The sequence below is a fragment of the Streptomyces himastatinicus ATCC 53653 genome (assembly GCF_000158915.1).
GTDB lineage: Bacteria > Actinomycetota > Actinomycetes > Streptomycetales > Streptomycetaceae > Streptomyces > Streptomyces himastatinicus.
This window is the reverse complement of record NZ_GG657754.1, coordinates 4017509-4040088: the sequence shown is the minus strand read 5'-3', so window position 1 is coordinate 4040088 and position 22580 is coordinate 4017509. Positions and strand designations below refer to the sequence as shown.

The window sequence follows — 22580 nt, the reverse complement described above, 5'->3', positions numbered from 1 at the left end:
CACACCCACTGAGCAGCACCGGGGACGGAACAAGGGGAGGCCAGCGTCAGGGGCACGATTGCGCCCGCGAGGTCACCTAAGCGGGCGACGCTGGAAGGAAAACCGAGTGAGCCGGATTTCGGTCCGGGGATTCGCAGTGGCCTCGGCCACCGCGGTCACCACTGTGGGCGCCGTCGTCGGTGTCGCCGCGGGTGGCGAGCAGCAGAGCTCGTCCGACCCGATCGAGGCGACCGCCGCCGACTCGACGCTCCTAGCGGACATACCCGCCGGCCAGCAGGCCGTGGCGCAGACCGCATCCCTGACGCAGCAGGCGGACGTTCAGTCCACCGCAGCCGACGCGGAGGCGAAGAAGTCCGCAGAGGAGGCGGCCCGCAAGCAGGCAGCCCAGGACGCGAAGGCCAAGAAGGCCGCCGCGGACAAGGCGGCCGCCGAGAAGCTGGCAAAGGAGCGCGAGGCCAAGAAGAAGCAGGAGCTCGCGAGCCGTTCGGCCTCGCGTGACTCCAGCGCCTTCCCGATCAAGGCCTCGTACACCACCGCCGAGGTCCAGGCCATGGCCCGGCAGATGATCCCGGGCGACCAGTTCCAGTGCTTCAGCAACATCGTGGATCACGAGAGCGGCTGGAACTACCAGGCCACCAACCCGTCCTCGGGTTCGTACGGTCTGGTGCAGGCGCTGCCCGCGTCCAAGATGGCCTCGGCCGGTGCCGACTGGAAGACCAACCCGGCCACTCAGATCAAGTGGGGCCTGGGCTACATGAACGACCGCTACGGCAGCCCGTGTGAGGCATGGTCGTTCTGGCAGGCCAACAACTACTACTGATCGGACCGGGCCTCCCGGCCGCTCAGCGACGTAAGCTTCGCGAAACCCCCGTCCGCCAGGTCGGGGGTTTCGCGCGTCCGCAGCCGGTAACGTCATGCCGACGACCACGGGGGAACCGGGGGTAGGGAAAGCTGAATGTCCAGATTGCCAGATTGGGTCGGCAGATTGGGAGCCGGTCTGACCCGGCTCGCCGCTCGGCTCGAACGCGAAGAGGCCGCAGCACGCGGTGACGAGAGCGGCGGCGGAGGAGCCGGGCGCCCGCCCGAGCCCGCCGGGGGTCCGGAGCCGTCACCGCATCGGCCGGAGCGACCGCACGAGGCGCACGAGGCGCACAAGGCGCACAGGCCGGAGCAGCCGCAGGAGCCACCCCAGGGAGCCGAGGGGCCCGAGTCCGAGGGGCCCAGTGTGCCCGCCCCGCCCGCCTACGCCCCGGCCGTCGCGCCCCGGCCCGAGCCGGTCGACGCCGTCCCCTGGGGCGTGCGGGTGGCCGCCGAGGCCGGATGGCGGCTGCTGGTGCTGGCCGGGACGGTCTATGTGCTGATGCAGGTCATCAGCTCCATCCAGCTGGTGGTGTTCTCCTTCACCGTCGCCCTGCTCATCACGGCGCTGCTGGAGCCCACCGTCACCCGGCTGCGCCTGCGGGGCGTCCCCCGCGGGCTCGCCACGACCATCACCTTCATCGGTGGCTTCATCATCATGGGGCTGGTCGTGTGGTTCGTGGTGTGGCAGGTCATGGAGAACGTCGACGAGCTGTCCGACAAGCTCCAGGACGGCATCGACGATCTGCGGCGCTGGTTGCTGCACAGCCCGTTCCATGTGACGGAAAAACAGATCAACCACATCGCCAAGAGCCTGCGCGAGGCCGTCGGCGCCAACACCGAGGAGATCACCTCGGCCGGGCTCGAAGGCGTCACGGTCGTGGTCGAGGTGCTGACCGGCATCCTGCTGACCATGTTCAGCACGCTGTTCCTGCTGTACGACGGGCCGCGGATCTGGGGCTGGACGCTGGGGCTCGTCCCCGCGGCGGCCCGGCCGGGCGTGGCGGGGGCTGGGCCGCGGGCCTGGGCGACGCTGACCGCCTATGTGCGCGGCACGGTGATAGTGGCCCTCATCGACGCGATCTTCATCGGCGTGGGGCTCTTCTTCCTCGATGTGCCCATGGCCGTGCCACTCGCCGTCTTCATCTTCCTCTTCGCCTTCATCCCGCTGGTCGGTGCGGTGGTCTCCGGCGCGCTCGCGGTCATGGTGGCACTTGTCACCCAGGGCGTCTTCACGGCGGGGATGGTGCTGGTGGTGGTGCTGGCGGTGCAGCAGATCGAGGGCCATGTGCTCCAGCCGTTCATCCTCGGCCGCGCGGTGCGGGTCCATCCGCTCGCCGTGGTGCTCTCGGTCGCGGGCGGCTCGCTGATCGGCGGCATCGGCGGTGCGGTGGTGGCCGTACCGCTGGTGGCGGTCTTCAACACGGCGGTCGGCTATCTGCGCTCGTACAGCAGGGAGAGCGCCCTGCGCGCCACCTCCCGCCCGCACGGCGCGACCGAAATCTCCACCGCGCCGACCCGGCCCCCGGAGCCACCGGGCGAGGGTACGTAGGCAACGCGAAGGGGCGCCCCACCGGATCGGTGGGGCGCCCCTTCGTCTCTGCGGCGAAAGCCCTGTGCGGCGTACGCGGCCGGGCGGTGTCAGCCGTTCTCGGCCAGGACGCTCTCGGCGTCCAGGGTGGCGCCGACCGCCTGGAGCACCGAGGCGATCTTGAAGGCTTCCTGGACCGTCTCGCGGTCCACGCCCGCCTTGCGGAGCACCTGCTCGTGCGAGTCGAGGCACATGCCGCAGCCGTTGATCGCGGAAACCGCGAGCGACCACAGCTCGAAGTCGGTCTTGTCCACGCCCGGGTTGCCGATGACGTTCATCCGCAGACCGGCGCGCAGGTTGTTGTACTCCGGGTCGGACAGCAGGTGCCGGGTCCGGTAGTACACGTTGTTCATCGCCATGATGGCGGCCGCCGACTTGGCGGCGGTGTACGCCTCGGGCGACAGGTTGGCCTTGGCCTCCGGCTCCAGCTCGGAGAGCACGCGCGGCGAGCGCGAGGCGATCGCGCAGGCCAGCACGGTGCCCCACAGCTGCTGCTGCGGAAGCTCGGAGTTGCCGATCACCGAACCGAGGTTCAGCTTCAGGTCCTTGGCGTAGTCCGGCAGGGCGGACTTCAGGGTGTCGAGTGCCATGTCAGTTCACCTCACTCGCCGGAAAGGAGCGCGACCGGGTCGAGGGTGTCCTCGCCCTGCGTCCAGTTGCACGGGCACAGCTCGTCGGTCTGGAGGGCGTCCAGCACCCGCAGGACCTCCTTGGGGTTACGGCCCACGGAACCGGCCGTCACCATGGTGAACTGGATCTCGTTGTTCTGGTCCACGATGAAGACGGCGCGCTGGGCGAAGCCGTCCTCGCCCTCGATGCCCAGGTCGCGCATCAGCTCGTGCTTGGAGTCCGCCATCATCGGGAAGGGCAGGTCACGCAGGTCGTCGTGGTCCTTGCGCCAGGCGTGGTGGACGAACTCGGAGTCGCCCGAGAAGCCCAGGATCTGGGCGTCACGGTCGGCGAACTCCTCGTTCAGCTTGCCGAAGGCCGCGATCTCGGTCGGGCACACGAAGGTGAAGTCCTTGGGCCATGCGAAAACGATCTTCCACTTGCCCTCGTAGGTCTTGTGGTTGATCTGCTCGAACTCCTGCCCCTTCTCCAGCGAGACGCAGGCGGTCAGGTCGAACTCGGGGAACTTGTCACCGACAGTGAGCACGTTTCTCCTTGCAGCTTTCGCGTGGGAGGGACCCTTTGTGGGGGTTTCCCGGGGTTGGACGATCTCCACCCTGGCACATGCCACATTGATCAGTGAAATAGCTACACTCGGTCGGGTTGATTGGAGGTGGCTATCAGTGGCCGCGACAGCGATACCGGCAGGAAAGCCGCGGCAGCCGAGCTTGTCCCAGCTCAAGGCGTTCGCCGCGGTCGCCGAGCATCTGCACTTCCGGGATGCGGCGTCCGCCATCGGGATGAGCCAGCCCGCCCTTTCGGGCGCCGTCGCCACCCTGGAGGACACGCTCGGAGTGCAGCTTCTCGAGCGTACGACCCGCAAGGTGCTCCTCAGCCCGGCGGGGGAGCGGCTGGCCGTGCGAGCACGCTCCGTGCTCGCGGAGGTGGGTGCGCTGCTGGAGGAGGCGGAGGCGGCGCGGGCGCCGTTCACCGGGGTGCTGCGGCTCGGGGTGATCCCGACGGTGGCCCCGTATCTGCTGCCGACCGTGCTGCGGCTGGTGCGTGAGCAGTATCCGCGCCTCGACCTCCAGGTGCACGAGGAGCAGACCGCCTCGCTGCTGGACGGGCTCGCCCACGGGCGGCTCGACCTGCTGCTGCTCGCGGTGCCCCTCGGCGCCCCTGGGGTGGTGGAACTGCCGCTGTTCGACGAGGACTTCGTGCTGGTCACGCCGCGGGACCACTGGCTGGGCGGGCGTACGGACCTCCCCCGCGAGGCGCTCAAGGAGCTGGATCTGCTGCTGCTGGACGAGGGCCACTGCCTGCGCGACCAGGCCCTCGACATCTGCCGCGAGGCGGGCCGCACCGAGGGCGCCCCGGTGACCACGACCGCCGCCGGGCTCTCCACGCTGGTGCAACTCGTCGGCGGCGGGCTCGGGGTGACGCTGCTGCCGCGTACCGCGCTACGGGTCGAGACGAGCCGCAACGAGGACCTGGCCACCGGCGACTTCGCCGACCCGGCCCCCGCCCGCCGCATCGCCCTGGCCATGCGCGCCGGGGCCGCGCGGGCGGAGGAGTTCGAGGCCCTGGCCACCACGCTCCGCGAGGCGGTGCGACCGCTTCCGGTGCGGGTCGCACGCTGACGCGCCGCCGCGGCGGGGGTTCCTCCTCCCCGCCGCGACGGCGCGTGCTCTGTTCAGCAGAGGGCTACTCCGTACGCAGGCCCTCCGGGCGCATCATGCGCCACAGCGGCGGCAGGCTGGCCAGCGTCACCAGGACGATGACCCCCGCGCCGATGCCGGTCATCATGGCGAGTCCGGCCCAGTCCACGGCCAGCCCCTCGCCGACCATCTTCAGCAGCAACGTGCCCAGCGCCAGCCCGCCCGCGATCGACAGCGCGAGACCCAGCACCACCGGGACCGCGGTCTGCCACAGGATCGACCAGCTCAGCGTGGTGCGCCGGGTGCCGAAGGCGACCAGGACCGAGAGCAGCCGCTTGCGGTCCCGCAGTTGCTCCAGGGTGGTCACGATCATGCTGGCCCCGATGAGCAGCAGCGTCGCGGTGGCGCCGATGAACAGGACGTTGCGGATCGTCTGGAACTCGGACGACTGCGAGGTGCCGCTGAGCTGTATCACGTCCAGCGCCGGGCCGATCGATGCGCTGGCGTTGCGCACGTATTCGGTGGCGTCCGGCACCTTCGGGTCGAGCCGGATCATCGCCTGCGCCTGCGGATCCGGCAGGTCCGCGATGTCGAAGGCGCCGGGGGTGGCGAGGATGCCGCTGGACGTGGCGCCGGTCGGGTCCTCCCGGGGCCGTACCTTCGTGGCCGAGCCGGGGACCGTCCACAGCTTCTTCTTGTCGGGCGAGGGCAGGCCGTCGTCGCGGACGCTCAGATTGATCTGCGCGCCCGGCTTCACGAAGGCGTCTTCGGGCGCCACGTAGCTGTCGGATCCGTTGATGACGAACACGTCGCCGTCCCGGCAGCTGGTGATGCGGGCCACCTCGCGCAGCGCGGGGCAGTCGGCGACGGTGAGGGAGTCGGTCGGGATGTCCGCCGGGTCCTTCTTCTTGCTGCGCGCGTCGGAGACGGTGTCCAAGGTGATGCCGAGCACGCTGCCCACGCCCTTGGTCGCGCGGAGCCGCGCGAAGGCGTCGTTGGCCTGGGCGCCGTTGTCCACCTTGGCGTTCAGGATCAGCTGGGCGCGGTTCGGGTCCTGGCCGGTCTCCTCGGTGTTCTGGGCCTCCACGCTCGCGAAGAGCATCTGGAGCGCGATGGCCCCGGCGACCGCCACCGTGATGCCGCTGACCGCGCGCGCCGCGGTGCCGCTGCTGAGTTGGAGGCGGCGGGTGGCGAGCTGCCAGGGCACCGGGCCCTTGCCGAAGCGTTCCACCACGGCCTCGACCAGCCAGGGCAGCAGCGCGGTGAGGCCGATGAGCAGCAGCACGGCACCGGCCGCGGCCTGGTACGTCTGGAGGTCACCGCCCGAGCTGCCCGCCCCGAAACCGCCCGCGAGAGGCAGCAGCAACCCGATGCCGAGGACCGGCAGCAGGAGCCGCCACCACAGCCGCCGCCGCTTGGGGGTGGCGTTCCGTACGACGCCCAGCGGCTCGATGGTGACGGCGCGCAGGGCGATGAGCGTGACGACGACGGCCGAGGCGGGCACGGTCACCGCGATCGCCAAGGCCAGCGGGAGGGTGGGCGTGATGTCGGAGGTGAAGAAGCTGAGGTTCATCATCGAGCCACCGCCGACGGCTTCCCGCAGCAGCAGGAAGAGCGCGGCGCCGACCGCGAGCCCGAGGACCGAGCCGAAGAGCGACTCACCGGCGGCGATCCGCCGCGTCATGTGGGTGTCGGCACCCACCAGCCGCAGCGCGGCCAGCCGTCGGTCACGCCGCTCGCCGCCGAAGCGGGCGGCCGTGGCGATGAAGATGAGCACCGGCAGCAGCAGCACCACACAGCCCACGACGACCAGCAGCACCAGCGCGGGGTCCAAGTCGTCCCCGCTGGTGTCCTGGGCACCCCAGCGGTCGATGCGGTAGTCGGAGATGACGTGGTCGAACTGTTTCTGGGTGATCCCTGCGTAGTAGCGGAGTTCGGCGGGCCCGGACAGTCCGCTGTCGCCGATCACACCGACGGTGCGGTACGGGAGGCGCTCCCGGAGCAGCTTGCCCTCGTCGGAGGCGAGCAGCGTCTTCAGCGCGGGCGAGACCCACATCTCCCCGGCGGCCGGAACGCCACTGATGCCCGGGGGATGGGGCGGACGGTCGCCGTCGGGCGCCATCACCATGCCCTGGATGTCCTTGTCGCCGTAATCGGTGTTCGCCTGGGCCAGGCGGATCGTGCCGGGGCCCGGCTTCGGCTCCTCCCCGAAGCCGAAGGCGGCGATGGCGTTGGTCCGCTCGTTGCGCCCGGAGTCCATGGAGGGGACGGAGGCGGCGAACAGCAGCAGCGTGACACCGAGGCCGACGCCGACCGCCGTCATGATCGTCCGGGCCCAGCTCTCCCGCCCGCCGTTGACCGCGAACCGCGCGCCCATGGCGAGGTCCGCGGCCCAGCGGGCGACGCCGGGGCGCCGCGGCGGCTCGGGGGCCGGGGGCCGGGGCGAGGGCCGTACGGCCGTCAGGGTCGCGCGGCCGGTGGCGCCGTCGCCCGGGCTCGGGTGGCCGTCTTTCGGGCCGCTCATCGGACGCCCGCCATGTCCCGCGCCTTGCCGTCGCGCACGACGACCTCGCGGTCGGAGTACGCGGCGACCCGCGCCTCATGGGTGACCAGGACGACGGCGGTACGGGTCTCCCGGGCCGCCTCGGTCAGCAGCTCCATCACCCGCTCGCCGTTGAGGGAGTCCAGCGCACCGGTCGGCTCGTCGGCGAACAGCACCCGCGGCCCGGTGACCAGCGAACGGGCGACCGCGACGCGCTGACCCTGACCGCCGGAGACCTCGCCGGGCCGCTTGGCCGCCACATCGGCGACCTCCAGCCGCTCCATCCAGGACAGCGCCCGAGCCTCGGACTCCTTGCGCTTGACCCCGTTCAGCCGCAGCGGCAGCGCGACGTTCTCCACGCAGGTCAGCTCGGGGACGAGCTGGCCGAACTGGAAGACGAAGCCGAACTCGCCGCGCCGCAGGCTGCTGCGCTCGGCGTCCGACAGGGCGGTCAGCTCGCGCCCGCCGTAGTGGACCGCGCCGGAGTCCGGCCGGACGATCCCGGCCAGGCAGTGCAGCAGCGTCGACTTGCCGGAGCCGGAGGGGCCCATCACGGCGACGACCTCGCCGGGGTGGATGGAGAAGTTCGCGCCGTCCAGCGCGGGCGTGGGGCCGTACGACTTGTGCAGGTCGTCGGCTATCAGCAGGGATCCCGCCGGAGTCATGAACGCACCGCCTTGGCGAGTGGGCTGAGGCGGGCCGCGGTGAGCTCAAGCCAGCGCAGGTCGGCCTCGAGGTGGAAGAGGGCGTGGTCGCAGATGAGTTGGTCGCTGAGGTCGCCGCCGCGCTTGCGCTGCGTCAGCTCGCGCATCAGCCGCAGATGCTCGGCGCGCTGGACGTCGAGCAGATCGGCGGCGTCGCGCCCGGTGAGCAGGGCGAGGACGACCTTGGTGTAGAGGACCGACTGGAGGTAGGGCTCGGGCTTCTCGGGCTGTGCGAGCCACTGCTCCACGTCGGTGATGCCCGCGTCGGTGATCGCGTAGCGCTTGCGCTCGGGGCCGCCCGCGTGCTCGACGCCGTCGACCTCCACGAGGCCGTTCTTCAGGAGCCGGGACATGGTCGAGTAGACCTGTCCGTAGTGCAGCGGGCGGTCGTGCCCGAACTTCTCGTCGAAGGCGCGCTTGAGGTCGTACCCGTGTCGTGGACCGGACTCCAGAAGTCCGAGCAGGGTGTGGCCGATTGACATGCGCGGCACTCTACACCATGCGTATACCTCGTGTGTATAGCTGCGATGAGCGGTGTGTTTTCCCTGGTCAGCGGCCTACTGCGGGGTCCGGCCCCCGGATTCGCCGTCATCGGGTTCGTCCCCGGCCGCCGGGCGGGGCGGGCGGCCGCGGCGGGGGATCGGGCGGGCCGCGCCGGGCAGCCGGCCCGCGTCCGCCAGTGCCTTGCGCAGCAGGAACTCGATCTGTGCGTTGGCGCTGCGCAGTTCCTCGCCCGCCCACCGGGCGAGGGCGTCGTGGACCGCCGGGTCGAGCCGCAGCAGCATCTGCTTGCGCTGCCGCCGCGGCTGCCGACCGGTCGCGCCCGCAGCGCCTACAGCGCCTTCATCGTCTCGGTCCGTCACTGGTAGAGCGTGCCGGTGTTGAGGACGGGCTGCGGGGCGCGGTCGCCGCACAGCACCACCATCAGATTGCTGACCATCGCCGCCTTGCGCTCCTCGTCCAGCTCCACGATCTGTTCTTCGGTGATACGGGCCAGCGCCGCCTCGACCATGCCGACCGCGCCGTCCACGATCTGCCGCCGGGCGGCGACCACCGCGCCCGCCTGCTGCCGCTGGAGCATCGCGGAGGCGATCTCCGGGGCGTACGCGAGATGAGTGAAGCGCGATTCGATGATGCGGACCCCGGCCGCCTCGACCCGGGCGTGCAGCTCGATCGCGAGCTTCTCGGTGATCTCCTCGGCGTTGCCGCGCAGCGACAGGCCGTCCTCGTCATGGGCGTCGTACGGGTACTCGATGGCGATGTGGCGCACGGCCGCCTCGGTCTGGGTGGCGACGAACTCCAGGAAGTCGTCCACCTCGAACATCGCCTGCGCGGTGTCCTCGACCTTCCAGACCACGACGGCGGCCAGCTCGATCGGGTTGCCGTAGGCGTCGTTGACCTTGAGCACCGCGGTCTCGTGGTTGCGCACCCGGGTCGAGATCTTCTCCCGGCTGGTCAGCGGGTTCACCCAGCGCAGCCCGTCGGTGCGGATGGTGCCGCGGTAGCGGCCGAAGAGCTGGACGACCCGGGCCTCGCCCGGCGCGACCATGTTCAGCCCGCCCATGGTGATGAGCGCGGTGAGGATCACCACGATCCCGGCGACGATCAGCGCGGTGGACCCGGCGCCCTTGTGCTCGGCGGCGACGGCCGCCCCGGCGAAGATCAGCCCGACCCCGGCGATCAGCCCGACCAGGCCCAGCAGCAGGGCGAGGCCGCCGCTGATGCTCTGGGCGGGCCGCTCCCGTACCTGCGGCTCGGGGATGGCCGGTATGTCGGCGGTGGGGGTGGCGGTGTCGGTCATGGGGTCCCCGTTCCTGTTGGAGTCTGTCTAGCAAAGTGATAGCACATTTGGCTTCCTGTGCAACCCTCCGCGGCGCTGGTCCGTCAGTTCCCCTGAGAGACGTGCTCTTTGTCACGTACGGAAAAAGCTTGATCGATGAGTATTTGCCGGTAGTTGCGGTGCTAGCTTCATGAGCTGGCTTGGGTGCGGGGGGCGGATGGACTGGAGCGGCGGGAGAGATGGGTAGAGCGGACGATCGGCGGGCGCGGCAGAAGGGCGCACGCAGGGCCAAGAAGGCCGCCAAGCAGGGGGGTATACGCCGGTTCTTCACCTGGAAGATGGTGTTGGGCTACTTCGTCGCACTGGGCGCCCTGGGGGTCGGGGCGTTCGCCATCCTGTACTTCATGGTGAAGGTTCCACCGGCCAACGCCGCGGCGAAGGCGGAAGCCAACATCTACAAGTACAGCGACGGCTCGATCATGGCGAAGGAGGGCTCGGTCAACCGCGAGTCGGTGCCGCTCTCCAAGGTCCCCAAGAAGGTGCAGCACACCTTCGTCGCCGCCGAGAACAAGGACTTCTACACCGACTCCGGCGTGTCCTTCTCCGGCACCGCGCGCGGTCTGATCAACACCGCCCTCGGCCGGGGCAAGCAGGGTGGCTCGACCATCACCCAGCAGTTCGTCAAGAACTACTACCTCAGCCAGGAGCAGACGGTCAGCCGTAAGCTCAAGGAGCTGGTGATCTCCCTCAAGGTGGACCAGGACCAGTCCAAGGACTACATCCTCCAGGGCTACATCAACACCAGCTACTACGGCCGCGGCGCCTACGGCATCCAGGCCGCCGCCCGCGCGTACTACAACAAGGACGCCGAGAAGCTGACGGTCCAGCAGGGCGCCTATCTCGCGGCACTGCTCCAGGCCCCCAGCCAGTACGACTACTCAACGGCGGGCCCCAACGGCAAGAAGCTGGTCGTGGCCCGCTGGAACTACATCCTCAACAACATGGTCGAGAAGGACTGGCTGTCCCAGAGTGAGCGCGACGGGCTGAAGTTCGAGAAGCCCATCGCGCCCCGCCCCATCCCCGGGCTCGAAGGCCAGACCGGCTATGTGATCGAGGCCGCCAAGAAGGAGCTGTACAAGACGGGGATCAGCGAGAACGAGGTCGAGGCCGGCGGCTGGACCATCACCCTCAACCTCGACAAGAAGAAGCAGAAGGCGCTGGAGAAGGCGGTCAGGACCGAACTGACCGACAAACTCGACCCCAAGAAGCGCCAGGTCGACAAGGACGCCCAGGTCGGCGCCGTCTCGGTGGACCCCAAGACCGGCGGCATCGTGGCGATGTACGGCGGGGCCGGTGCGACCGAGCACTACTTCAACAACGCGACCCGCTCCGACTACCAGCCCGCCTCCACCTTCAAGCCGCTCATCCTGGCCTCGGCCTATGAGAACGGCTCGACCACCCAGAACGGCACGCCGATCACGGCGAGCACCCTCTACGACGGCACCAGCAAGCGGGCGGTCAAGGGCAGCGTCACCGCCTTCGCCCCGCCGAACGAGGACGACAAGTCCTACGGCCCGATCAACGTCCAGAAGGCGATGAACAAGTCCGTCAACTCCGTCTTCGCGCAGATGGCGGTGGACGTGGGCCTGGACAAGGTCAAGAGCACCGCCATGGACCTCGGCATGAACGGCGACGTGAAGAACGGCTTCGACGTGCGCCCCGCGATGTCGCTCGGCGTGATGGGCGCCAGCCCCAAGGAGATGGCCGGGGTCTACGCGACCCTCGACAACCACGGCAAGAAGGTCACCCCGGCGTTCGTGAAGTCGGCCCAGAAGGGCGAGGACCAGCAGGCCGACCTGCCGGACCCGACCAACGGCCAGGCGATCAGCCGTGGCGCGGCCGACTCCGTCACCCAGGTGCTGACCGGTGTGGTCGACGACGGCACCGGCCAGGCCGTGCGCACCAAGGGCCAGGAGATGGCGGGCAAGACCGGCACCTCGGACGACAACAAGTCCGCCTGGTTCACCGGCTACACCCCCGACCTGGTCACCTCGGTCGGCATGTTCGGCGAGGCGAAGGGCGGCAAGCAGGTCACGCTCAAGGGCCTGGCCGGCGGCGGCCGGGTCAATGGTGGTGACTACCCGGCCAAGATCTGGAGCTCGTTCATGGGCAGCACCCTGGACGACGACTCGACCACGAAGTTCGACCTGGACACCGAGCTGGACAACCTCCCGCAGGCGCCCCCGTCGACGTCGGAGTCCGAGGAAGCCCCGACCACGTCCGCACCTCCCACGGAGAGCGAGAGCCCGACGCCGACCAAGAGCGCGACGCCGGAGGACACGCCCACCGCGCCGACCACGCCCGCGACCCCGTCGACCCCGCCGTCCACAACCCCGACCTCCCCGACCCTCAGCCCCCCGGCCACCCTGCCGGGCGGGGAGGACGACGGCAGCGGCGACGGCGACGGACCAGGCGGCGGCTGACCTCACCGATCCGACCGATCCGGCCGCCCGGCACCTTGTGTGCCGGGCGGCCGGTCTCATGAGGCGGCGGGCCCGGCACGGAAGGTGCCGGGCGGCTCAGGACGGCATGGCCAGTTCGAACCAGACGACCTTGCCCGTGGACAGCCGGGTCGCGCCCCACCGCCGTGCCATCCGGTTGACCAGGTACAGCCCGCGCCCGCCCTCGTCGGACGGCCGGGCCTGCCGCAGCCGCGGCAGCTGCGGTACGTCGTCGCCGACCTCGCAGCGCAGCACGTCGGTGCGCAGCAGCCGCAGGGTGATGGGCCGCTCCGCGTACCGCACGGCGTTGGTGACCACCTCGCTGACCAGCAGCTCCACCGCGTCCGTGAGGTCCTCCAGGTCCCAGCGGGCCAGCGCCCGGCGGGCCAGTCGGCGGGCCTGCCCGGCGGTCTGGGCCTTGGGGTCCAGGAACCAGTACGCGACGTCGCTGGGCGCGATGCCCTCGAAGCGGGCCGCGAGCAGCGCCACGTCGTCGTCGCGGTCGCCGGGCCCGAGCATGTCGAGCACCTCGTCGCACAGCGGCTCCAGCGGCGGCGGGTTGGGGCCGGTGAGCCGGGCGGTGGCGGTCAGCCGCTCGCGCAGCTGCTCGATCCCGGTCCACACGTCGCGCATCCGCGACTCGACCAGGCCGTCGGTGTAGAGCATGAGGGTGGCCCCGGCGGGCGCGTCCAGCTCGACCGCCTCGAAGTCGACGCCGCCGACCCCGATCGGCGCCCCCGGCGGCACCCGCAGCACCTCGGCCCGGCCGCCGCGGTGCAGCAGCAGGGGCGGCGGATGGCCCGCGTTGGCGACCACGATGCGGTGCGCGACGGGGTCGTAGACCGCGTACAGGCAGGTGGCCATGCGGTCGGTGCCCAGCCGCTGGGCCTGCTCGTCGAGGTGGTGCAGCACCTCCTGCGGCGGCAGGTCGAGCCCGGCCAGGGTCTGCGCGGTGGTGCGCAGCTGCCCCATGATCGCGGCCGAGGTCATGGAGTGGCCCATCACGTCGCCGACCACCAGCGCCACCCGGTTGCCGGGCAGCGGGATCGCGTCGTACCAGTCGCCGCCGACCCGCGCGGTCTCGGCCGCGGGCAGATAGCGGCTGGCCAGCCGGACGCCGGTGGGCTGGGGCAGCGAGTCGGGCAGCATGGTGCGCTGGAGCTCGTCCGCGATGTAGACCTCGCGGCCGTACAGCACCGCCTTGTCGACGCCGAGCGCGGTGTGGGTGGCCAGCTGGGCGGCGACCAGCAGATCGTCCGGCTCGAACGGCGGCCGGTCCGGGCGGCGTACGAAGACGGCGGCGCCGATGACCCGGCGGCGGCCGCGCAGCGGGGCCAGCACGGTGCGCTGACCGGTCGCCACCGTCGGCCCGTCGCCGAGGAGTTCGGGCAGCGCGGCGCGGGCGGCCTGCGAGTCGCCGAACACCGGCCGCACCCCGCGCAGCACCTCGGCCAGCGGACCGCCCGCCACGACCTCGCACAGCTCGGCCGCGGGGCCGCCGCCGACGGCGGGCGCCAGGTCGGGCTGCGAGGACATCAGCGGCAGCCGTCCGCTCTCGGTGTCCGGGTCCAGCGGGATCCGGTCGGTGCGGCGCAGCCGCAGCACCACCGGGCCGACCGGGCGCTCGTCGCCGACCGGCAGCGGATCGCGCAGATAGACCAGGATCGCGTCGGCGAACGTGGGCACGGTGGCCCGGCACAGGCCGAGCACGATCTCGTCGAGGTCGATGCCGCGCGCGATGCGCCGCGTGGCCGCCCCGACGAACCGCAGCCGGTCCCCGCTGCGGTCCCGCAGGGCGGCGGCGCCGTCGGCGCCAGGCGCGTTCGAGGGCGGCACGGCGGGCATCCCGCCCTCGGGGGTGGTGTACGCGACCTCACCGGCGGCCGCGACGTCACCCGACGCAGCGGACGGCCGCGCCGGGGCCGGGTGTTCGCCCGCCGCGGTGCTGGGGGCGTCGTCCCGGGCCCCGGGTCGGCGCGCCGCGCCTCTGGCGGCATTGCGGTCCGCGTCCCACACAGGCTCGCCCTCCGGTGTGCCGTGCTCCGGCTGCTCGCTGTGCGCCGTGTTCCGGGCTGGTGTCCCTCCACCGGCGCGCTTGGTCCCTCCGCCGCGCGGGGCGGCCTTCGCCGCACGGCCGCGGCGCTGTGGCCGTGCCTCCCCCTCGGCCGACGTTCCGTCCGGCTCGGGGTCCGGGGCGTCGCCGGAGCCCGGTGCGGCCGCCGGGCCGTCCGCGGGGAAGGCGGGACGCGGCCGCCCGCCGCCCGGCTCCTGGCCGGGGGCGGCCGTCTGCCGCACGGCGGTCCGCGGGTCCGGGACCGCGCCGTGCGCGTCCTCGGGCGCGCCCGAGGCGGCGGCAGGGGTGGCGGCCTGTCGCCTGTTGTGGGAGGTGGGGTGCTCCGTCACGCGTGGGTTTCCATCCGTCCGGGGCCGTGCGCCCCCGTCTCGTCGGGCGCGCACCGAGTGTCAGGCACGTCGTCGGCAGTTCAGATAGAGCTGGATCTCGGGTGGTACGTCCGTGCTGGCCGGGGCGTACGCGTGCGAGTCCTCCCCGGCGATCTCGAAGCCCGCATCCGTGACGACCTGTCGAAGTTCGTCCCGCAGATAACCGGATACCCGGACCGAGTTGCCGAGGAACGGAATGGCGAAGTCGTCGACGTCCGCCTCGACCATGCCGAGTCCCAGCAGCCCGCCGGGTCTCAGTACGCCGTGCAGGGCGCGCAGTGCGTACGGGATCTCCGGGCGGGGCAGCAGCAGGAGTGAGAAGTACGCGGCGATGGCGTCGAACGGGCCGATTTCCTTCGAGCCCCCGGGGCCGTAGCGGCCGCCGACTCTCAGGTCGACGATGTCCACCTGGTGGAATTCGGCGCCCGGCACATTGTCCCGGGCCAGCTTCAGCATGCCGGGCGAGATGTCGATGCCCGTCACCCGGTGTCCGGCGTCGGTCAGCTGACGGGCCGTGGGGAGCCCCGTACCGCAGCCGACGTCGAGTACGCGGGAGCCGGGCGGCAGCGTGTCGGCCAGCCATCGACCGGCCGCGACCTGGCCTTCCTTATGGGGGAAGGCGTCGTCGTAGCGGTCGCCTATCGCGTCGAACGCCTCCGCCTGACCGCTGCGGTCGAGCGCCAGGCGGTCGAAGTCCTCGTAGCCCGCATAGCCGTCGCCGTTGTCGTCCTCACCGCTCACGACTCCCGCCCCTCCTGTGACATTGCGTCAGATCGTGCGCATCGTCCGTGAGTTGCGCCTTTGTCTTGTTTCCCGCATGTGCAGTGTTCCGGACGACGATCCTACGTTTGAAACACGGGGACACAGCAAGAGGTTCAGGACCTCGAGTGCGCCGACGTACGCCCCCTGTCGATACGGTCCCAGTCCGCCGGGAGAACGGGTACCGTCCACGACGGATCCGGACGCCACTCCTCCCACCCCTCCCGGAACGGCGCGTCCCAGGATTCGATGAGCCGCACGGCGGCCCGGCCCGCCACCCGTACCCGCTCGGCCTGCTCACCGGGCATCAGGCCGGCCCGCTGCGCCTGCGCGAACTCGTCCTCGTCCTTCCATTCCCAGCTGCGGTCCGGGTAGACCGCGATGTCGAGGAAGTGGTCCTCGGAGTCCACCCCGCCGCTCCAGCGGGCGAGCGGCTCCTCCAGGTTCACGTACCAGTTCTTGAACTGCCAGCCGCGCTCCCAGAACAGCCACACCGACCAGGGCTCGCCGGGCCGGGCCAGTTTGAGCACCCCGGTGCCGAACCACTGCGACAGCGCCGTGGTGCGCGGCTTGGTGTAGCGCGTGGACAGCGGCTCGCGGTGCACCTGCGTACCGTCGGCGAGCTGCGGCTTGACGCACGCCGTGCCGGGCGCCAGCCAGACGGCCAGCACCTCCGGGGTGTCCCGGACGACGGTCACGGGACGGCAGATGTGGATGGCGTCGGAGGCGTTGGCGCGATAACGCCAGAGGATGTGATCCCCCGGCGCCCATCCGGCGCCGCCCGCCATGCCCGTCGTCTCCACGATGTCCGCTGTCATGAGCAGATCTTAGGTGCGACGGGGCCGCCGTGCCGTGACCTATGCCGCACGCACAGTACAACAGGGGCTTACGGATGCGTCATGCGCAGCACGTCCAGCGCCTCGTCCAGCTGCTCCCGGGTCAGCAGACCGCGCTCCACATAGCCCGACTCCAGCACCACCTCGCGGATGGTCTTCCGCTCGGCCAGGGACTTCTTGGCGACCTTCGCCGCCTCCTCGTAGCCGAGGTAGCGGTTGAGCGGGGTGACGACGGACGGCGAGGACTCCGCGTACTCCCGGGCCCGCTCTGCGTTGGCGGTGATCCCGTCGATGGTGCGGTCCGCCAGCAGCCGGGAGGCGCTGGTCAGCAGGCGGATCGACTCCAGCAGATTCTTGGCGATCACCGGGAGCATCACGTTCAGCTCGAAGTTCCCGGCGGCCCCGGCCGTGGCGACGGTCGTGTCGTTGCCGGTGACCTGGGCCGCGACCATCAGGACGGCCTCGGGGATCACCGGGTTGACCTTGCCCGGCATGATCGACGAACCGGGCTGGAGGTCGGGCAGCGCGATCTCGGCCAGACCGGTGCGCGGACCGGACGCCATCCAGCGCAGATCGTTGGCGATCTTGGTGAGCCCGACCGCGATGGTCCGCAGCTGGCCGGACGTCTCGACCAGTCCGTCCCGGGCGCCCTGCGCCTCGAAGTGGTTCCGGGCCTCGGTCAGCGGCAGCCCGGTGGCCCGGGCCAGCTCGGCGATGACGGCGGCCGGGAAGCCGGGCGGGGTGTTGATGCCGGTGCCCACCGCGGTGCCGCCCAGCGGCAGCTCCGCCAGCCGGGGGAGCGCGGCGCGCAGCCGCTCCACCCCGTACCGCACCTGCGCCGCGTAGCCGCCGAACTCCTGGCCCAGCGTCACCGGGGTGGCGTCCATCAGGTGGGTCCGCCCCGCCTTGACCACCTCGGCGAACTCCGTCTCCTTGCGCTCCAGCGCCGCCGCCAGATGGTCCAGCGCCGGGATGAGGTCGGCGGTGACGGCCGCGGTGGCGGCGACGTGGATGGAGGACGGGAAGACGTCGTTGGACGACTGGCTCGCGTTCACATGGTCGTTGGGGTGCACCGGGCGGCCCAGCCGCTCGCCCGCGAGGGTGGCCAGCACCTCGTTGGTGTTCATGTTGGACGAGGTGCCGGAGCCGGTCTGGAAGACGTCCACCGGGAAGTGGTCGTCCCAGCGGCCCTCGGCGACCTCCGCGGCCGCCTCCGCGATCGCGGCCGCCATGTCCTTCTCCACCACGCCCAGCTCGGCGTTGACCAGCGCCGCCGCGGCCTTGATCCGGGCCAGCGCCTCGATGTGCGCCCGCTCCAGGCGCTGCCCGCTGACGGGGAAGTTCTCCACGGCGCGCTGGGTCTGGGCGCGCCACTTGGCGTGGGCGGGCACCCGCACCTCACCCATGGAGTCGTGCTCGGTCCGGTAGTTCTCTTCGGTCATGACGACACCTCCGTGCAGCACAGCGTTGCCCTGCCACGCCGTCTTCCCGCAACGCCCGGGGCGGACCGGTGAGCTGGGTCACCGTACGGCCTCCGGGGTGCGCGGCGCCTCCACCTCACCGGTGCGCTTGAGCTTCTGCCAGGGCAGCAGTGCGCCGGTGGCGGCCGTCACGCACGAATGCAGCAGGACCAGATACATCAGCTGGCGGTAGACGATCTGCTGGAGCGGCAGCACGGCCAGCGCCCGGTACCGCTCGCGGTCCAGCCGGAAGGCGTACGCCGCGCCCAGCAGCTGTACGAGCAGCAGCGCGCCCCACGCGGCGAGCGACCGCACCGGGTCCACGAAGATCACCCCGTACAGCGTGAACAGGTCGATCAGCGGCGCGAACAGCGGCGTGATGATCTGGAAGAGCACCACCAGCGGCATCCCCACCCGGCCGAACCGCCCCGAGGGCCCCCGGTCGATCAGCGAGCGGCGGTGCTTCCACAGCGCCTGCATGGTGCCGTAGCTCCAGCGGTAGCGCTGCTTCCACAGCTGGCCGAGGGTGCCCGGCGCCTCGGTCCAGGCGCGGGCGTGCTCCTGGTACACCACCCGCCAGCCGGCCCGGTGCAGCGCGATGGTGACGTCGGTGTCCTCGGCCAGGGTGTCGGCGCTCATGCCCCCGGCGTCCAGCAGCGCCCGGCGGCGGAAGGCGCCGATCGCACCGGGGATGGTCGGCATGCAGCGCAGCAGGTCGTACATCCGCCGGTCGAGGTTGAAGCCCATCACGTACTCGATGTGCTGCCAGGCGCCGATCAGCCGGCGCCGGTTGCCGACCTTGGCGTTGCCCGCGACCGCGCCGACCCCGGGGTCGGCGAAGGGGCGGACCAGCTCGCGGATGGTGGTGGGCTCGAAGACGGTGTCGCCGTCCATCATCACGATCAGCTCGTGGCGGGCGTTCGCGATGCCGTTGTTCAGCGCGGCGGGCTTGCCCGCGTTCGGCTGGCGCAGCACCCGCACGTTCGGCAGGCCCATCGCCTCCACGATCTCCGCGGTGCCGTCGGTCGAGCCGTCGTCCACGACCAGGATCTCGATCGGATGGGTGGAGGCGGACAGGGAGTTCAGGGTGTGGGCGATGCACTCCTTCTCGTTGTACGCGGGCACCACCACGCTCACCGGATCGTGCACCTCCTGCACCAGGGTGTAGCGGCGCCGGTCCCGGGAGCGGTGGTGCCACCAGGCCAGCCCCAGCATCAGCAGCAGCCGCCCGAACACCGCGAAGCCGACGACACCGAGCATCCCGATGAGCACCGGCAGCGCGTACTGGGTGGCCTGCGCGGCCCAGATCAGCGTCCGGCCCTCCCACACCCGCACGGCCGGGGCCGGGTGGTTGGCGCTCCGGGCGTCGAGCGCGCCGGTGATGGTGGTGAACGTGTAGCCGCGCGCCGCCATCCGGTGGATGTAGCGCTCCAGGGCCTTCACGGTCCGCGCGCGGTTGCCGCCCGCGTCGTGGAAGAGCACGGACGCGCCCTTCGTGCCGCGGGGGGTGGCGTTCTGGACGATCTCCTTGACCGGGGGCCGCCGCCAGTCCTCGCTGTCGGTGTCGACGAACGCGCTGACGTAGCCCTTGGCGCCCACGTGCTGCTGGACCGGCCAGGTGCGGTCGTCCAGCGCGGAGACCTCCGAGGCGTACGGGGCCCGGAACAGCGAACTGGTGACGCCCGCCGCGCCCGCCAGCGCCAGCTGCGACTGGGCCAGTTCGCGGTTCATCCGCTGCTTGTCCTGGTAGGACAGGTCGACATGGGAGAAGGTGTGCACGCCGATCTCATGTCCGGCCGCCACCATCCGGCGTACCAGCCCCGGATGGCGGACCACCATCTGACCGAGTACGAAGAACGTCCCCGGCACCCGGTGCTTGTGCAGCACGGCCAGGATCTCCGGGGTCCAGCGCGGGTCCGGGCCGTCGTCGAAGGTCAGCGCGACGGTCTTGGCGGGGATGGAGTGCTCGGTCGCCTTCCCCTCGCGGTCGAAGGTGATGACCGGTCCGCCGTTGCGCAGCCGTTCGGGGACGCTGCGGTACGAACGCGAGGCGTGCACCCGGGCGTCGTTGCCGATCTCGGCGTACAGATAGCCGTCCAGCAGCAGGGCGCACACGAGGGCGAGCAGCGTGGCCAGCGCGAAGGCCATCCGGGTGCGGGTGCGCAGCCGAACGCGCCTCCGGAGGCGCGACGCCCGGGGTTTGCGGGGCCCGGGTGCGCCGCTGCCGGGCGTCTTGCTCAGTGTCACGAGTCTGCGGCCGCGCGGCCGCGGCAGCTTCAGCGGTCTGCCGCCGCTCATGTCGCCCTGCCGAGGAACGGCGTGAGCGTCTGCCAGTTGATCCACCCGGGCGAGTCGGTCGGCCCCCACGTCGGGGGCTCGGGCTCGTTCACCGGGGGCTTGGCCTGGCCCTTGCCGGGGTTCTGGGGGCGGTCGGGGCCCGGCTCGGCGGGCTTGCCGGGCTTGGCGGCCGGGGGCTTCTTCACTGGATCGGGCGCCGGGTCCACCGGCTTCCGGGGCGGCTTGTGGGGCCCTGGGCGCGCAGGCGACGAGGCGGGCTTGTGGGGCCGCGCGTGATGCGGCGCCTGGCCGGGCCGGTGGGCCGCGGACCGCCGGTGCCGCGGGGCGTGGTGCGCGGCCGGACGGCGGCCGGGACGCGCGGGGTGCGCCGTGCGCTTCGGCCGCGCGTCGCGTGCCCCGGGTGCGCGGTGCGACTGGGGCGGCGCGGGGCGGGCGAGCGCGGTGGCCTGCCGGGCGCCCGCGGGGCGTACCTCCGCGGGGGAGTGCGGCCGGCGGCGGTCCGGGCCGTCCTGGGCGTACGGGTCGTACTCGTCGTCATGGTCTTCCGACGGGTGCTCATGCGGCCCGGAACGCCCGCCGGAAGGCCCGTCCGGGGCGCTCCTCGGCTCGCGGCCGAGCGCCTCCGTGGTGACGGGGCGTCCGGGGATCAGCGTCTCGGGAGCGATGGCCGTACCGCCCGCGAAACCCATTCCGAGGACCGCCGAATAGCCGAAGCAGACGGCCCCCGCGAGCGCGCCCGCGTGCCGTACCAGCCGGCCGCGGCGCCCGGAGAGGTCCACGAACACGGGGCCCTTCCTGGCCACGTCGGAGCGGACGGGACGCGAGGGCGCACGCTCGGCCACATCTGACTGAGGATCCATGCGTCAGAGGCTAGTCCAGAAAATACGACATACAACCTATGTGTCAAACATGCGGTGTGTCATAGTTCGTCACTTTTGATCCGATGTGCGAGGTTGGCGGAGAGGCCGGGCCGGGGACCAGCCCCGGCCCCTTGGCGGCCTCACCCCGATCACTCCGGAGCGGAAGGAAGCGCGCGTGCGATTCAGGGCCAGCCCCCGCATGAGCGGCATCGCCATGGCCGGAGCCGTGCTCTGCGCCACCATCGCCGTCTGGGCGGGCAGCGAGAAGTCGTCCGAGTCGAACCACACGGCCTCGCACGCCGCCCCCCGCCCGGCGCCGCCGCCCGCCGACTTCGTGCCGTACGTCAGCGCCTGGGCCAGCTCGCGCTACGACATGGCCGCCGCGGCGTCGCGTGGCGTCAAGGAGTTCACCCTGGGCTTTGTCGTATCGGGTGACGGCTGCGCCCCGGCGTGGGACAGCGGCATCCCGTTCGACGACCCGGCGCTGACGGCCCGTATCGAGGCCACCCGGCGGGCCGGCGGCGACGTACGGATCTCCTTCGGCGGCGCCGACGGCACGGAGCTGGCCACGGCCTGCGACGACCCCTCGCAACTCGCCGCCGCATACACCGAGGTGATCGAGCGTTACGGGATCATCCGGGCCGACTTCGACATCGAGGGCGACGCCCTCTCCGACGCCGCCGCCACCGCCCGCCGGGCCCAGGCCATCGCCCTGGTCCAGCGCACCCACGAGGGGCTGAACGTCTCCTTCACCCTGCCCGCCATGCCGAACGGGCTGACCCCCGGCGCCCTCGCCCAGCTGACCGCGGCCCGGCAGCAGGGCGTCACGGTCTCCTCGGTCAACGTCATGGCCATGAACTACAGCGGCGACCACACGGGCGACATGGGCCGCTACGCCATCCAGGCGGCCACCGCCGCCCACGAGAAGATCCGCCGGGTGCTCGGGCTGTCCGACGCCGCCGCGTGGAAGACCATCGCCGTCACGCCGATGATCGGGGTCAACGACGTGACCGGCGAGGTCTTCACGCTGGAGGACGCGGCCGGGCTCGCCCGCTTCGCGGCCACCAAGGGGCATCGGGAAGCTGTCGATGTGGTCGGCGGAACGGGACCGCCCCTGCACGCCCGAGGACACGGGTGCCGAGAACGGCGGCGACACCGGCACCGCGGCCCCCGAGAGCCCCGCCGCCACCGCCGCCCCCAAGACCTCCTGTAGCGGCGTCCCCCAGCGCCCGGGCGCCTTCGAGGCGGCCCTGTCCGGCTGAGCCCGCCCGACAGGCGACAGACGACGTCTCGTCCACCCTGGTGCGCAGGCTGGTCGCCGAGGGGGACGTCGCGGGCGCCATGGAGGTCCTGGGACGGCCGCACCGCGTCGAGGGCGTCGTGGTCCGCGGCGCGCAGCGCGGCCGCGAACTGGGCTTCCCCACGGCCAATCTGGAGACGCTGCCGCACACCGCGATCCCGGCCGACGGGGTCTACGCGGGCTGGCTGACGGCCGAGGGCGAGTCCATGCCCGCGGCCATCTCGGTCGGCACCAACCCGCAGTTCGACGGGACCGAGCGGACCGTGGAGGCGTACGCGATCGACCGGGTCGGTCTGGATCTGTACGGGCTCCATGTGGAGGTGGACTTCCTCGCCTTCCTGCGCGGCCAGGAGAAGTTCGACTCGATCGAGGCGCTGCTGGA

General features: G+C 71.6%; 18 protein-coding genes and 1 pseudogene. 6 read left to right on the top strand and 13 right to left on the bottom strand.

What is annotated here, in order from left to right; all coding sequences use genetic code 11:
• The first annotated feature begins 106 nt into the window (after positions 1-106).
• On the top strand, positions 107-820 hold the full coding sequence (locus SSOG_RS16460; protein WP_039937800.1) for an aggregation-promoting factor C-terminal-like domain-containing protein: 714 nt from the start codon (positions 107-109) through the stop codon (positions 818-820).
• A gap of 135 nt (positions 821-955) precedes the next feature.
• Entirely contained in the window at positions 956-2410 is a 1455-nt protein-coding gene (locus tag SSOG_RS16455; protein WP_039937798.1) for an AI-2E family transporter, read from the top strand.
• A gap of 89 nt (positions 2411-2499) precedes the next feature.
• Here the strand turns inward: SSOG_RS16455 and SSOG_RS16450 are convergent, their stop codons facing one another.
• Positions 2500-3039, bottom strand: coding sequence for an alkyl hydroperoxide reductase (locus SSOG_RS16450; RefSeq protein ID WP_009715364.1), 540 nt, complete (start codon positions 3037-3039; stop codon positions 2500-2502).
• Positions 3040-3050: 11 nt separating this feature from the next.
• On the bottom strand, positions 3051-3605 hold the full coding sequence (locus SSOG_RS16445; protein WP_009715363.1) for a peroxiredoxin: 555 nt from the start codon (positions 3603-3605) through the stop codon (positions 3051-3053).
• Positions 3606-3741: 136 nt separating this feature from the next.
• Between SSOG_RS16445 and SSOG_RS16440 the strand changes: the two genes are divergently transcribed.
• Positions 3742-4698: a hydrogen peroxide-inducible genes activator gene (locus SSOG_RS16440; RefSeq protein ID WP_009715362.1), complete on the top strand. Its 957-nt coding sequence runs from the start codon at positions 3742-3744 to the stop codon at positions 4696-4698.
• A 64-nt stretch (positions 4699-4762) separates the two neighbouring features.
• On the opposite strand, the gene SSOG_RS16435 is transcribed toward SSOG_RS16440, so the two are convergent.
• The 5 genes from SSOG_RS16435 to SSOG_RS16415 form a co-directional block, all read right to left on the bottom strand.
• Positions 4763-7240, bottom strand: a complete 2478-nt coding sequence (locus SSOG_RS16435; protein WP_009715361.1) for an FtsX-like permease family protein — start codon at positions 7238-7240, stop codon at positions 4763-4765.
• Positions 7237-7923 carry an ABC transporter ATP-binding protein gene (locus SSOG_RS16430; RefSeq protein ID WP_009715360.1) on the bottom strand — a complete coding sequence of 229 codons (687 nt, stop codon included), beginning with the start codon at positions 7921-7923 and terminating at the stop codon, positions 7237-7239. The genes SSOG_RS16435 and SSOG_RS16430 overlap by 4 nt, the downstream gene beginning before the upstream one ends.
• Positions 7920-8444 (bottom strand): PadR family transcriptional regulator, encoded by a 525-nt coding sequence (locus SSOG_RS16425; RefSeq protein ID WP_039937797.1) that lies wholly within the window; start codon positions 8442-8444, stop codon positions 7920-7922. Before SSOG_RS16425 ends, SSOG_RS16430 begins: the two co-directional genes overlap by 4 nt.
• Positions 8445-8519: 75 nt before the next feature.
• Positions 8520-8825 carry a type II toxin-antitoxin system antitoxin gene (locus SSOG_RS54840; RefSeq protein ID WP_009715358.1) on the bottom strand — a complete coding sequence of 102 codons (306 nt, stop codon included), beginning with the start codon at positions 8823-8825 and terminating at the stop codon, positions 8520-8522.
• The gene (locus SSOG_RS16415) at positions 8822-9763 is read right to left on the bottom strand and encodes an SPFH domain-containing protein (RefSeq protein WP_009715357.1); all 942 of its coding nucleotides are present in this window, start codon (positions 9761-9763) and stop codon (positions 8822-8824) included. Before SSOG_RS16415 ends, SSOG_RS54840 begins: the two co-directional genes overlap by 4 nt.
• 218 nt (positions 9764-9981) lie before the next feature.
• Between SSOG_RS16415 and SSOG_RS16410 the strand changes: the two genes are divergently transcribed.
• The gene (locus SSOG_RS16410; protein ID WP_009715356.1) at positions 9982-12225 is read left to right on the top strand and encodes a transglycosylase domain-containing protein; all 2244 of its coding nucleotides are present in this window, start codon (positions 9982-9984) and stop codon (positions 12223-12225) included.
• A 96-nt stretch (positions 12226-12321) separates the two neighbouring features.
• Here SSOG_RS16410 and SSOG_RS16405 read toward each other — a convergent pair whose 3' ends face one another.
• From SSOG_RS16405 to SSOG_RS16380, 6 genes are all read right to left on the bottom strand, one after another.
• The gene (locus tag SSOG_RS16405; RefSeq protein ID WP_009715355.1) at positions 12322-14538 is read right to left on the bottom strand and encodes a SpoIIE family protein phosphatase; all 2217 of its coding nucleotides are present in this window, start codon (positions 14536-14538) and stop codon (positions 12322-12324) included.
• Positions 14539-14706: 168 nt separating this feature from the next.
• Positions 14707-15426, bottom strand: coding sequence for a class I SAM-dependent methyltransferase (locus tag SSOG_RS16400; protein WP_009715354.1), 720 nt, complete (start codon positions 15424-15426; stop codon positions 14707-14709).
• Between the two features lie 134 nt (positions 15427-15560).
• Positions 15561-16262 carry a cytidylyl-2-hydroxypropylphosphonate hydrolase gene (fomD, locus tag SSOG_RS16395; RefSeq protein ID WP_009715353.1) on the bottom strand — a complete coding sequence of 234 codons (702 nt, stop codon included), beginning with the start codon at positions 16260-16262 and terminating at the stop codon, positions 15561-15563.
• Positions 16263-16330: 68 nt separating this feature from the next.
• Positions 16331-17722 carry a class II fumarate hydratase gene (locus tag SSOG_RS16390; protein ID WP_009715352.1) on the bottom strand — a complete coding sequence of 464 codons (1392 nt, stop codon included), beginning with the start codon at positions 17720-17722 and terminating at the stop codon, positions 16331-16333.
• Positions 17723-17800: 78 nt separating this feature from the next.
• A complete protein-coding gene (locus SSOG_RS16385) occupies positions 17801-19888 on the bottom strand; it encodes a bifunctional polysaccharide deacetylase/glycosyltransferase family 2 protein (RefSeq protein WP_039937791.1) in 2088 nt (695 codons plus the stop codon).
• Between the two features lie 146 nt (positions 19889-20034).
• Positions 20035-20898 carry a hypothetical protein gene (locus SSOG_RS16380; RefSeq protein WP_009715350.1) on the bottom strand — a complete coding sequence of 288 codons (864 nt, stop codon included), beginning with the start codon at positions 20896-20898 and terminating at the stop codon, positions 20035-20037.
• A 175-nt stretch (positions 20899-21073) separates the two neighbouring features.
• On the opposite strand from SSOG_RS16380, the gene SSOG_RS16375 reads away from it, so the two are divergent.
• Positions 21074-22111: a chitinase gene (locus tag SSOG_RS16375; protein ID WP_245606308.1), complete on the top strand. Its 1038-nt coding sequence runs from the start codon at positions 21074-21076 to the stop codon at positions 22109-22111.
• A 77-nt stretch (positions 22112-22188) separates the two neighbouring features.
• Positions 22189-22580, top strand: a pseudogene (locus SSOG_RS16370) (riboflavin kinase); the annotation flags it as partial.

Excerpts from the sequence above, each read along its gene's own strand:
- SSOG_RS16455 (WP_039937798.1), top strand. The coding sequence starts at position 956 with ATGTCCAGATTGCCAGATTGGGTCGGCAGATTGGGAGCCGGTCTGACC.
- SSOG_RS16450 (WP_009715364.1), bottom strand. The coding sequence starts at position 3,039 with ATGGCACTCGACACCCTGAAGTCCGCCCTGCCGGACTACGCCAAGGAC.
- SSOG_RS16435 (WP_009715361.1), bottom strand. The coding sequence starts at position 7,240 with ATGAGCGGCCCGAAAGACGGCCACCCGAGCCCGGGCGACGGCGCCACC.
- SSOG_RS16430 (WP_009715360.1), bottom strand. The coding sequence starts at position 7,923 with ATGACTCCGGCGGGATCCCTGCTGATAGCCGACGACCTGCACAAGTCG.
- SSOG_RS16425 (WP_039937797.1), bottom strand. The coding sequence starts at position 8,444 with ATGTCAATCGGCCACACCCTGCTCGGACTTCTGGAGTCCGGTCCACGA.
- SSOG_RS16415 (WP_009715357.1), bottom strand. The coding sequence starts at position 9,763 with ATGACCGACACCGCCACCCCCACCGCCGACATACCGGCCATCCCCGAG.
- SSOG_RS16410 (WP_009715356.1), top strand. The coding sequence starts at position 9,982 with ATGGGTAGAGCGGACGATCGGCGGGCGCGGCAGAAGGGCGCACGCAGG.
- fomD (WP_009715353.1), bottom strand. The coding sequence starts at position 16,262 with ATGACAGCGGACATCGTGGAGACGACGGGCATGGCGGGCGGCGCCGGA.
- SSOG_RS16390 (WP_009715352.1), bottom strand. The coding sequence starts at position 17,722 with ATGACCGAAGAGAACTACCGGACCGAGCACGACTCCATGGGTGAGGTG.
- SSOG_RS16385 (WP_039937791.1), bottom strand. The coding sequence starts at position 19,888 with ATGGCCTTCGCGCTGGCCACGCTGCTCGCCCTCGTGTGCGCCCTGCTG.
- SSOG_RS16380 (WP_009715350.1), bottom strand. The coding sequence starts at position 20,898 with ATGGATCCTCAGTCAGATGTGGCCGAGCGTGCGCCCTCGCGTCCCGTC.